6 protein-coding genes and 1 tRNA gene are annotated in these 11737 nt (G+C 33.8%); 3 read left to right on the top strand and 4 right to left on the bottom strand.

Translation table 11 applies throughout. The features are described from left to right. Positions 1-197 precede the first annotated feature (197 nt). On the top strand, positions 198-1556 hold the full coding sequence (gene pyrF, locus AB671_RS19920; RefSeq protein ID WP_066681764.1) for an orotidine-5'-phosphate decarboxylase: 1359 nt from the start codon (positions 198-200) through the stop codon (positions 1554-1556). A 561-nt stretch (positions 1557-2117) separates the two neighbouring features. Further along, positions 2118-4937 (top strand): aminopeptidase, encoded by a 2820-nt coding sequence (locus tag AB671_RS19925; RefSeq protein ID WP_228391009.1) that lies wholly within the window; start codon positions 2118-2120, stop codon positions 4935-4937. Between the two features lie 54 nt (positions 4938-4991). Here the strand turns inward: AB671_RS19925 and AB671_RS19930 are convergent, their stop codons facing one another. The 3 genes from AB671_RS19930 to AB671_RS19940 all read right to left on the bottom strand — a co-directional run bounded on the left by AB671_RS19930 (position 4992) and on the right by AB671_RS19940 (position 7901). Then, a complete protein-coding gene (locus AB671_RS19930) occupies positions 4992-5852 on the bottom strand; it encodes a lamin tail domain-containing protein (RefSeq protein WP_066681760.1) in 861 nt (286 codons plus the stop codon). Between the two features lie 165 nt (positions 5853-6017). Beyond that, positions 6018-6767 carry a T9SS type A sorting domain-containing protein gene (locus AB671_RS19935; protein ID WP_066681751.1) on the bottom strand — a complete coding sequence of 250 codons (750 nt, stop codon included), beginning with the start codon at positions 6765-6767 and terminating at the stop codon, positions 6018-6020. 216 nt (positions 6768-6983) lie between these two features. Beyond that, entirely contained in the window at positions 6984-7901 is a 918-nt protein-coding gene (locus AB671_RS19940; RefSeq protein WP_066681748.1) for a T9SS type A sorting domain-containing protein, read from the bottom strand. A gap of 188 nt (positions 7902-8089) precedes the next feature. On the opposite strand from AB671_RS19940, the gene AB671_RS19945 reads away from it, so the two are divergent. Next, entirely contained in the window at positions 8090-11317 is a 3228-nt protein-coding gene (locus AB671_RS19945) for a hypothetical protein (protein ID WP_066681746.1), read from the top strand. Positions 11318-11607: 290 nt separating this feature from the next. On the opposite strand, the gene AB671_RS19950 is transcribed toward AB671_RS19945, so the two are convergent. Continuing rightward, positions 11608-11678 (bottom strand) — tRNA-Gln (locus AB671_RS19950). Positions 11679-11737: the final 59 nt, after the last annotated feature.

Genomic DNA, 11737 nt, shown 5'->3' on the forward strand with positions numbered 1-11737 from the left:
ATCAGCCGTAAAACTAAATATATCCATCTAACTTATTATATAACAAACAAATATACGAAATTATGGATGATTACGGATATACATATTATAAATTTAAATTTTTCAAAGTTTAATCTGTCACTTGCGAAGCAAAATTTGCGATTGATAATTAACTTTAACATCAAATCCTTAAATTTGCATAATCTAATAAAAAATTAATGGAAAGTAAGAAAGAATTCTTTTTGGAATGTTACAAACTGGGCATCATCAAATTTGGAAGATTTACATTAAAAAGCGGGATTGAAAGTCCGTTTTATGTAGACTTAAGACCCTTAGCATCAGACCCTAAAATTTTAAAAAACCTAGCTAATTATTTATTGGAAATGCTTCCGTTGGATAATTTTGATTTGATTTGCGGAGTTCCTTATGCTGCACTTCCAATGGCAACAGCGATGTCTTTGGAAAGCTACATCCCATTAATTATAAAAAGAAAAGAAGCAAAAAGCTACGGTACTAAAAAATTAATTGAAGGAATTTACCAGAAAGGGCAAAACTGTCTTTTGGTAGAAGATGTAATTACTTCTGGGAAATCTTTAATAGAAACCATTGCTGAAGTTGAGCAGGAAGACCTTAAAGTTGCCGATATTGTTGTTGTTTTAGACAGAGAACAAGGTGGAAAACAGCTTTTAGAAAGCAAAGGATATAAAGTTCACACATTGTTTAACATCTCTGAAGTTTGTACTATTTTACAGGAAGAAGGTGAATTAAGCGATGAAGAAGTAAAAAGAATTCAAGACTTTTTAAAAGGAAATCACATTCAGTTTGAAGAAAAGAAAAGACTTTCTTATCAGGGAAAACTGGAAAATGCACAACATTCTGTTTCAAAAAAATTATTAGAAACGGCTTTAGCAAAAGAATCAAACCTTATTGCATCAGCTGATGTAAAGACGACTCAGGAGTTATTAGAATTGGCTGAAAAAGTAGGTCCACACGTTATTGCTTTAAAAACACATATCGATATTATTTCAGATTTCGATTATCAAAATACGATTGTTCCTCTGAAAGAGTTGGCTGCAAAGCATAATTTCTTGTTGATGGAAGACAGAAAATTTGCAGATATTGGAAACACTCAGGAACTACAGTTTACAAGCGGAGTTTTCAAAATTACAGACTGGGCAGATTTTGTAACCTCTCAGGTAATTGGAGGTTTCGAGTCTTTAGACTGCTTCAAAAACGTAGGCGTTGTGGCGATTATCGGAATGTCTTCAAAAGGAACTTTAACCACAAATAGCTACAGAGAAGAAGCTTTAAAAGTAGCTTTATCTCATCCTAACGTCATTGGTGGTGTTTCTCAAAATGCGCTTCCTGAAGAGATTTTACTATTCACTCCGGGAGTTAATTTAGCAGATTCAGGTGACGGAAAAGGTCAACAATACAACACTCCGGAACATGTTTTCAAAACCCTTCACACCGATTTCATTATTGTAGGAAGAGGTATTTACAAATCTGAAAACCCTGAACAGGCTGCTTTAGATTACAAAAACGAAGGTTGGAAAGCTTATACAGCTTCATTATAAAAAAAATAATCCGTCAATCATTAATTGCTCTCATGAATTTGGGAGCAATTTTTATTTTATAAACTCCTTAAAGAAAATTTTAAGTCTTATCGAAATATTCATTTTGGTTCACAACTTTATCTTTTTTCTTTTTAATTACTTTTAAGTGCATTTTTCACTTTTTATTTTTTATTTAAAGTCTGTTTAAACTTATTTGAAATTTATCCACAAAAGAAACAAAAGACAATTATAAAGCTATTATTAGATAATAAAAGTTCTCAAAAGAATAAAAATCAAAGATTTTTAAAAGTTTTTGTGTGCTTTTTTCTTTATACTCATTAACTTTAAATAGAAATATCTACATCTTTTTCCTCTTTTGTGGTTAAATAAAAAAATTTAAACAAGTTTTTAGCCTGCAGAGTTTCAAGCATTACATGAAAACTCTATCTCAAAATAGCATTAAAAATAATATCAATATAATTTAAACAGTCTCTTAAAATATTTACTTATTTTAATAAATCTTAACTAAAAATCATAAAGATTACATCTAAAATAAGCTATATTTGATGCTTTATCAAGATATTGAAAAAGTTTAGCATCAGTCTTTTTTTGATTTGGGGAGTTGTACAGGTTTCTGCACAAAAAGATAGCATTTCCATTCATGCAAAATTATCACAAGACAGAAAAACCCTTGAAGTTAATCAGGAAATTGTATATCATAACCATTCAGATAAGTCGCTGAACAATATCAAACTTCTCAACTGGGTTTCTGCTTATAACAAAAGAGGAACTTCTCTAGTTTACAGAAAACTGGAAGACCGAAATAACAGCCTTCACTTTGCAAAACAAGAAGAGCTGGGGAAAGTTTTAGAACTACAAATAAAAAATTCAGAAAATCAATCTATTTCAGTTACAACTATTTCTGATGAGAATATCTTTCTTAGTTTAAATGAAAATTTAGAACCCGGAAAAAGTGTAAAATTGCAACTGCAGTACAAAATGCAGCTTCCAGATAAAAAATTTACAGGTTACGGAACATCTGAACAAGACATTGCGTTAAAATATTTCTTTATTGTTCCTGATCATTTTGATGCTGATAATATTTCTAAAAGAAACTATCACGACATTGAAGAATCTGTCAACTTCAACACCTATTGGTCAGTTGATTTTAACACGCCTTCACAATCTTTTATTCAAAGTAATCTTCAGCAGATCCAGCCTAACTTATTTAAAGGATATTTAGATTCAGATCCTGAATTTATTATTTCAAAAAACAATTTTCCGACAATAAAGATCGATACAGAAGATATTAAAACTGAAATAAAATTTGGATACAATATCAGCAAACAGGAAATTCAGAATTTGGAGTTTTACCTTCCTTTGCAGTTGAAATTTATTAAAAACAAAATTGGATCTATCCCGAGCCAGCTTTTTATTTCAGAAAAATTCAGGGCAAAAGAAGACTTTTTCGGGAATAACGATATTAAATTTTGGAAATTCAGGTTTAAATTGTTTTCGGATGCCGAAAATACCGATTTAGATTATTTCGGAATTATCTCAAAAAAAATTCTTGACGAAAGTATCATTACCGACAAGCAGGAAAATCACTGGTTTAAAAACGGTTTAAAATCATATCTCGAAATTCAGTATCTAAAAAAATTCTACGGAGAAGCAAAACTTCTTGGAAACCTTCCTGAAAATAGCATTTTAGGAGTTAAACCTTTGAAATTATTTCATGCTTCAAGGGTGAAATTACTGGATCGATATGGTTTGGCTTATCAATACATCATGTCTCAAAATCTCGACCAAAAAATCGATGAACCTTTTGCTGTTTTGAGTAATTTCAATGATATGGCAATCAGCAGCTTTGAAACAGGAAGTCTTTTCAGTTATTCTGCCAATAAAATGGGTGAAGAAAAATTTAATCTTCTACTGAAAAATTATATTGCCGAAAATACAGACAAACAGGTTTATCCTGAAGATTTTCTCGACCAACTAGCCAAAGAAGAATCTTCAACGTCTTATTTAAAAGGATTTTTAAAACAAAAAAACAGAGTTAATTTTAAGCTTAAAAATTTCAGAGTAAATAACGATTCTCTCAACATTAAGATTATAAAAAACACAGATGAAGCCATTCCTGTAAAGTTGGAAACCCAAACTAAAAGCGGCGACAGAACTTCGTATTGGATTGAAACTGAAGAAAACGAAAGATTGAAAACCATCAATCTTCCTTCGGAAGATATTTATAAAATCACTTTAAATAACGATTACATATTTCCGGAAGCCAATTACAGAGATAATTTCCTTTATACAAAAGGAATATTTTCGAATGCAAAAAAAATTAAATTTAAACTCATTAAAGATATCCCAAATCCTGAGTTTAATGAAATTTATCTAAACCCGAGAATACGTTTTACCAATACTTATGACAAATTTCTAATTGGTCTTAACTTTAAAAACCAATCACTTTTTGATCAGAAATTTTTGTATTCATTAACACCATCATTCAGTACAGGAACGGGTAAAATGACAGGTTCCGGCGCAGTTTCCTACTCTTTTTTGCCTGCTGAAAGTGTGATTCAGAGATTATCTTTTGGAGTTTCAGGATCGTATTTTCATTATGATTATGATCTAGCCTATCAGAAAAGCTCACTCTACTCGAATATTAGCTTCAGAAAAAATCCGAGAAGTACGGTAAGCCGTGGTTTAGGAATTTCTTATACTTATTTTGAACGCGATCTGAGCGCAAGAATGATTGCCAATCGTGATTACGACAAGTATAATCTTTGGACGGTTGGTTATGGTTACACCGACAACCAGATGATTCACGAGAAAAGCTTCAGCCTGAGCACTCAGGGAATGGAAGATTACAACAAAATTACAGCAGAAGGTTTTTACAGATGGGAATTTGCACCAAAACAAAAGCTTAGCTTAAGACTTTTTGCAGGATATTTTGTAAGAAACGAAACAAGAAACAACACCTTTAATTACGGAATTTCAAGAGTTTCAGATTATTCTTTTTCATACAATCTTTTAGGACAAAGTGCATCGAGCGGAATTTTATCGCAGCAGTTTATTTTAGCGGATGGAGGATTTAAATCTTTTCTTCCGGGGACCGTTAATCAATGGATCACTTCTTTTAATGTAGATTCCAGCGTCTGGAAAATTTTCCACATCTATGCAGATGCAGGTTTATATAAAAACAAAAATAATCCAACTCAGTTTATTTGGGACAGCGGTGTGAAAGTTCGTTTGATCCCAGATTTTCTTGAAATTTATCTTCCCGTACAGTCGTCTTTAGGCTTTGAACCTGGCTTTAAAGATTACGGAAAAAGAATACGATATACTTTGATTTTAAATCTTAGCACGATTATTAATGCCGCAAGAAGAGGTTGGTATTAAAATAAAAAAGAGCTGTCTGATGACAACTCTTTACAATAAATTTTATTTGAAAATCTAATCCTTTAATATCTTCTGAGAAACTGGTTGATTATCTACCAATCCTGTTACGATGTAATTTCCTTTTTGTAATTCTGCAACATTTAAAGAAACACCATTTTTTACAGAAGCTGATTTTACCAACTGACCAGATAATGTGTAGACCTTAATATCTTTCACCTCTGCAGCAAATATAATCTCATCATTTTTAACCAATGAGTTTTTAATAAATCCTTTTTTAGAAAGATCAGTTAAATCATTGACCGCTAAAGTTCCGGATGTTGCCTGTGGCGTAGGTAAACTTATGGTAAAATCTACGCTGTTGTTATTGGTATCTCCACTAGTTCTGCTAATTGAATTTAAAATAGTTGGCGATGGAGCCGCTCCCGTTCCTTCAAATTGATTGGCCGAACCATATCCTACGAAATCTAAAACATTTGCAGCAGTCGGCCCAGTAACAGGTGTAGCATTACTTGCCAAAGCAACTTTCCCCGAAGTAAGCGCAAGACCAACACCGACCCCAACACTTGGTGAACCGTCCAAATTCAAAAGAACTGTTACGATAAGATTGGGATTGAGTAAATTAATCAATCCTCCTAATCCATCAGAACCTTGCTGAATTAAGTAAGTTTGTCCGGGATTTAAAGTGATGCTGGGTAATGTGTAGTACTGAGTAAAAGTTCCTGAAGAAGATGCATATTGAATAGTTGCACCATTAAGGGAAGCTGTAGAAGAACCTATATTTTTCAGTTCTATAAAGTCATTGGTGATGGCAGCTCCAAGAAGTCCGCCACCGGTATAGACTTCATTTATTACAATCTGGGCATTAGAGAATGCTGCTATCGAAACGAGTCCGATAAAAGTAAATACTTTTTTCATAATGTGAAATTTTGGTTGATTGGTAATAATTTATACAAAATTAATACCATATTCACAACCATATACCACATGTTTTAAAATTAATTCAAAGAAAAAAAGTTTAAAATACAAAAAACCGCCTCAAAGAAGCGGTTTATATTATTTATGTGATTATTTAAAATCCAATTAGTTCTTCAAAATTTTCTGAGAAACAGCCTGGTTGTTTACAGTTCCTGTAACGATATAGTTCCCTTCAGCTAATTCAGCAATATTTAAAGTTCCGTTAGCTTTTACAGAAGCAGTTTTTACCAACTGTCCTGTTAATGTATATACTTTTACATCTTTAGCATCTGCTCCGAAAGTAATTTCGTCGTTTTTAACTAAAGTGTTTTTGATAAAGTTTGGATTAACTTTTTTGAAATCTGCAACTGAAAGTCCGCCTGCTGTCCATGCAAAATTATCAACAGATACCTGTGCACCTGTAGCGGCAACTCTTACTGTAACTGCCGCAGTTGAGTTGATGGCATAAGAGTAATTATATACTGTATCCTGTCCACCGTTACCTGTTCCGAAACCAGCAGTTTCATTCACCATTGTTCCGTTCACATAAAGCTGAACTGTTCTGGTAGTTCCTCCTGTAAAAGCTTTTTTATATTGGAAACTTAAAGTTCCCACACCATTTGAAAAAGTAACATTTTGTCCTCCTGCACCATCTCTGATAAGAGTGGTTGTTCCGGAGATTGTAAGATTATTAGTATTAGTCTCAATGATACGCCCATCGCTAAGATCCCAGGTTGTACCATCTGCACCATTAAAATTTGAAGTTGTGTAGCCATTTCCCGCGGTAGCAGTTCTGGTATCAAAATTTTCAGTTCCCTGTGCATGTATTGTCGCGGTAAATAACATTCCAACAACAATAGAATAAATCTTTTTCATAACTTTTTATTTTATTTTTTAGTTAATTAATAATTTACACCACAAAATTAAGGCTATAATTACGAAAAATTTAAAAAGTACAATTAAATGATTATTAACAATACTCAACCTAAAAGTGAATAAAAAAAGAGTTACTGCTTGATTTTAATTTAAATCATCACCAAAAAAAACAGCTACTTTTCTGCAGCTGTTCTCTATTTATATCTTAACTAAAGATTAGTCTTTCAAAATTTTCTGAGAAACTGGCTGATTGTTTACGATACCTGTTATGATATAGTTTCCTTTAGCCAATTCAGCAACATTTAAAGTAGATCCGTTTTTCACATCACCAGTTTTAACGATAGCTCCTGACAAAGTATATACTTTAATATCTTTCACATCAGAACCGAAAATGATTTCGTCGTTTTTCACCAAAGTATTTTTTACGAAGTTTGGAGTTATTTTTTTGAAGTCTGCAACAGCTAAAGTCGAAGTTTGAACAGATCCTTTCACTGTTAATGTTTTGCTTGTTGCGTTTGCATGACCATTTGTAAGATAGAATGTTCCCCCACTACCACTTGCTCCAAATGCTACGATTCTGAAAGTAACAGTAGTTCCTGCAGCCACATTCTGTAATTGAGAAATACCACTTAGATCGATTGCTGGTTGTTCATTTCCAGCATTACTTGTACCTGTACCCCAAGTAATTACTGACCCTATGTTTGTGAAAGTTCCAGATCCCACTTGATATTGCCACTGCCCACTAGTTGCACCAGTATTTGATCTTCTCACATTGTAAGAGTCTATACCAGAAAAAGATACTTGATAACCTGCGTTAGCTGTTACAGTGAAAGTAGCAAAATCATCTGCTGCAATTGCACTAGCTACATCAGCACTTGTAAGATCTGTTCCTCCCCAAGCAGCAGCAGCACCAGCTGCATTTCCTGTTGAAGGCACTACAAAGCCAACTCCTCTTGACAATCCTCCAATTGTTAAATTGGCATTTGAAGAAGTTGCTGTAAATGGACTAGGTCCAAAATTATACTGTCCACCGGGATTGTTTGTAGAGTCAGGAGCCCACTCTGTAAGTGTCGTTTGCGCTAACATTGATACTGTAAAGATACAGATGCTCAATAAAGAATAAAACTTTTTCATAACTTAATTTTTTATATTATTAATAATTTACATGGCAAAATTACGGCAATTTTTCTATTTGAGACAATATTAAGGTTAATTTACTGTTAATAATGCTAAAAAGAAAACTGTTCATATTTTTTAGTTATTTTTACCACTTATTTTTAGAAGACTTGCGGAATTCTATTCTGATATTCGTACTTTTTTTCATGGGCTTATCGCTGAATAACGCTCAAATTTTTTCATGGAAAAATCCTAATATCCCCAAAGATTCTATCTCTTCTAAAAATGACAGTATTTTAGCTAAAAAAAAAGACAGCATTCTCGCTTTTAAATTCGGGCAGGATATTTTCGCAAAAGACACCATGGATTTTGTGAAAACCAGCAACAGAATTATTGTAGACGAAGCCGTACTCGCAAAAAATGATTCCAAAAGATTTTTAGGAGAACTAAATTCTAAAGGTTCCATTATTCGAGGGATTACTTTCGGTAACAATCAGGGACAATCGGTACAAAGCTCGATGGACCTTCAGATCTCCGGAAGACTTTCAAAAGACGTTACGGTTTTAGCAAGTATCTCCGACCACAATTTACCGATCCAGGCAGATGGATATACGCAGACCTTAGAAGAATTCGACAAAATTTATATGCAGCTTAATATTAAGGATAAGTCTATTCTTAGAGCCGGGCATTTAGATCTAGTAGATTCTAAAAATTATTTCGCAAAATACCAGCGTAGAAGTATGGGTCTTCAGTTTCAGACACAGTTTGGAACCGATAATAAAACATTTGTTGATGTTTCAGCAGGTGTGGCACGAAGTGAGTTTCACAGAATTCGTTTTCAGGGAATTGAAGGAAACCAGGGACCTTACCGTTTAACAGGGAAAAATGGCGAACAATTCATTACCCTAATTTCAGGATCCGAGCAGGTTTTCATTGATGGTATTTTAATGAAGCGTGGGGAAAACCAAGATTATATCATTAATTATAATACAGGGGAAGTTACTTTTACCAGTTTCAGACCAATCTTCCAGCAGAATTTCATTACCATTTCTTTTAATTATGCCAACAGGAATTATTCCAGATATTTATTCACCGGAAAAGTTGAGCATCAGAGAGAAAAATTAAAAGTAGGACTTAACTGGTTCATGGAGAATGATAATAAAAATGCTCCATTAGCTTTAAATTTATCGAAAGAAGACGAGCAAATCTTAGCAGATGCCGGAAACGACACCAATTTAATGTACGCACCTTCTGGTGTCGTTGCAGAATACGATGTTAATAAAATCCTTTACAGTCTCGTTCAGAATCCTAACGGAAATTATTATCAGTTTTCAACCGATGTTACCCAAACGTTATATCAGGTTTCGTTCACTTATTTCGGAGCCAATTTGGGAGATTACAAATTAACACAAACCACCAATAACGGAAGGGTTTTCGAATATGTTGGCCCTAACTTAGGAGATTATCGTGCGGTAAGAAAACTTCCTTCTCCACAGAAAGCTCAGGTTTACACTTTAAACTCTGAATATTTGCTAAAAGATGGTAAAATCGGTGCTGACATCTCGTTGAGTAATTATGATATCAACTTGTTTTCCTCAAAAGATTCTGATCAGAATTTAGGATATGCAGCAAGAATTTTTGGAAACAAAACATTCACCAAAAACAGCTGGAAAGGTACACCAAGCTTTGAATATCAGTACATCGATAAGCAGTTCCATATTTTAGACCGTATTAATGATGTAGAATTTTCACGTGACTTCAACTTGGCAAAAGAATTTAACGGATTAACACAAAACCGTTTTATTTTCAGCTTTCTTAACAAATGGAATAATAAATCAACTTTAAACTACAGAATCAATTATCTCGACGAGCAAGATTCTTATAAAGGAACCAAAAACGACCTGGATTTCGGCTGGATTAGAGGAAAATTCAATACAAAAGGTAATTTATCTTACCTTAATACCAATGCGACCTTACAAGACACGAAATTCATCCGTGGAGGAGCAGGAACTGAGTTCACCGGTAAAAAAGGAAGCTGGGCAGTTGGTGGAAGCATGGAGCACAACGAAAAGAAATACAACGACACTCAATTGATGGATGTCACAAGTTTTAGCTGGAGAGAACTTTTCGTACAGAAAAAAATCGGAGACAGTACAAGAACGAAACTTTTAGCCAAAATGTACATGAGAGAAAATGACTCGGTACGTGACAACAGCCTCCAAAATACCAACAGGATCTTAGGATTCATGGCAGAAAGCCAAATTATTAAAACTGAAAAAACAACCTTAAACGCTTTACTACACTATAGAAAATTCTTTTATAAAGATAACATTGTAGATGTAGATCAGAATAAGGATTTTGTGGTGGGTAACATTTTGTATAACCAGCAATTATTCAAAAACGGAATGCGTCTTCAGGCATTTTACGAATTAGGAAACGGACAGGAAGCACAAAGAGAGTTTCAATACATCAAAGTTACAGACGGGCAAGGAGTTTATAAGTGGACCGATTATAACGGTGATGGCGTGCAACAGCTCGACGAATTTGAGATTGCAGAATATTCAGATTTGGCGCAATACATAAGAATTTACACCAATTCGGTACGATATATTCCATCCAATAAAAATAAGTTGCAGTTATCTTTATTCGTCAACCCATCCGTCGTATTCAGTTCGGAAAATAAATTTTTAAAACGTTGGAATTTTAATATTTCATTAAATTCTCAGAATTCATTCTACAAAAAAGATAAAGTTTTGGTTATAAACCCTTTTGAAAAAGGTGAAAATCAGATCCTAAAAAATCAGAACATTTTGATGTCGATGCAGTTTAACCCTACCGAAAAATCTGGATGGAACGGAAATTACCGTTTTATACAAAACGACAACCTCCTCAATGCCAATTTCAGTAACGAGGAAAGAAACCAGACTTCCCATTTTGTGAATGTCGGATATTGGTTTAATAAAGAATTCAGAATCGATTGGGAAAACTCCGTTCATGATTTAAAAAACTCATCGCAGCTCTTTGCAACAAGAGATTACAGATTGAATAATTTTGAGACCAAACCAAAAGCAACCTATAAATTCACAGACGCTATTCAGGCTGAGTTTTCATCTGCTTACAGAGAAAAACAGAGAAAAGATGGTGAAGAACTATTGAAAGCCTTTGATATCACCGGAACCATTCAGTGGGAACGCAAGAAAACTTCGATCAGAGGAAACTTCTCATTCATCAACAACGACTTTACAGGAAATAGTTTCAGTATCGTAGGAAACCAAATGCTTGATGGTTTAAAGCCCGGAAAAAATCAGGTTTGGAGTGTATTTATTCAGCAAGCTATCAATTCATTCCTACAGTTAAACTTAAATTACGAAGGAAGAAACTCCGGTGAAAGAACCATACATATTGGCAGTATGCAGGTAAAAGCAAGTTTTTAGGAGCTTTTTCCAGCTCTCCACTCTATCTTTTTTGTCCCACTCCTATTCCCTTCCACAAAAAAGGATGCCGTTGCGATCTGGGCTAGTTTTTAAGAGGTTCAGATGGATCAAAAACTTCAGATTACAGCTCAGAGGCGTACGAGATAAATCTTTTTTTCTATTCAGATTATCAAAACTTTTTGCTTAGTCCCCAACTTTTGATACTAATCCATTACGGATCACTAAAATTTACCAAACAATCCATAAAAAAACAGTCTTCTGAAAATCAGAAGACTGCTATTACTAAAATGTAGACCCACAGGGATTCGAACCCCAACTGATGGTACCAAAAACCAGAGTGCTACCGTTACACCATGGGTCTGTTTTATTTTGGTGATGCAAATTTAAAGCTTTTTTCTTTATTTGCAAATCATTTTTTAA

This window comes from Chryseobacterium sp. BGARF1 (assembly GCF_001677955.1).
Classification (GTDB): domain Bacteria; phylum Bacteroidota; class Bacteroidia; order Flavobacteriales; family Weeksellaceae; genus Chryseobacterium.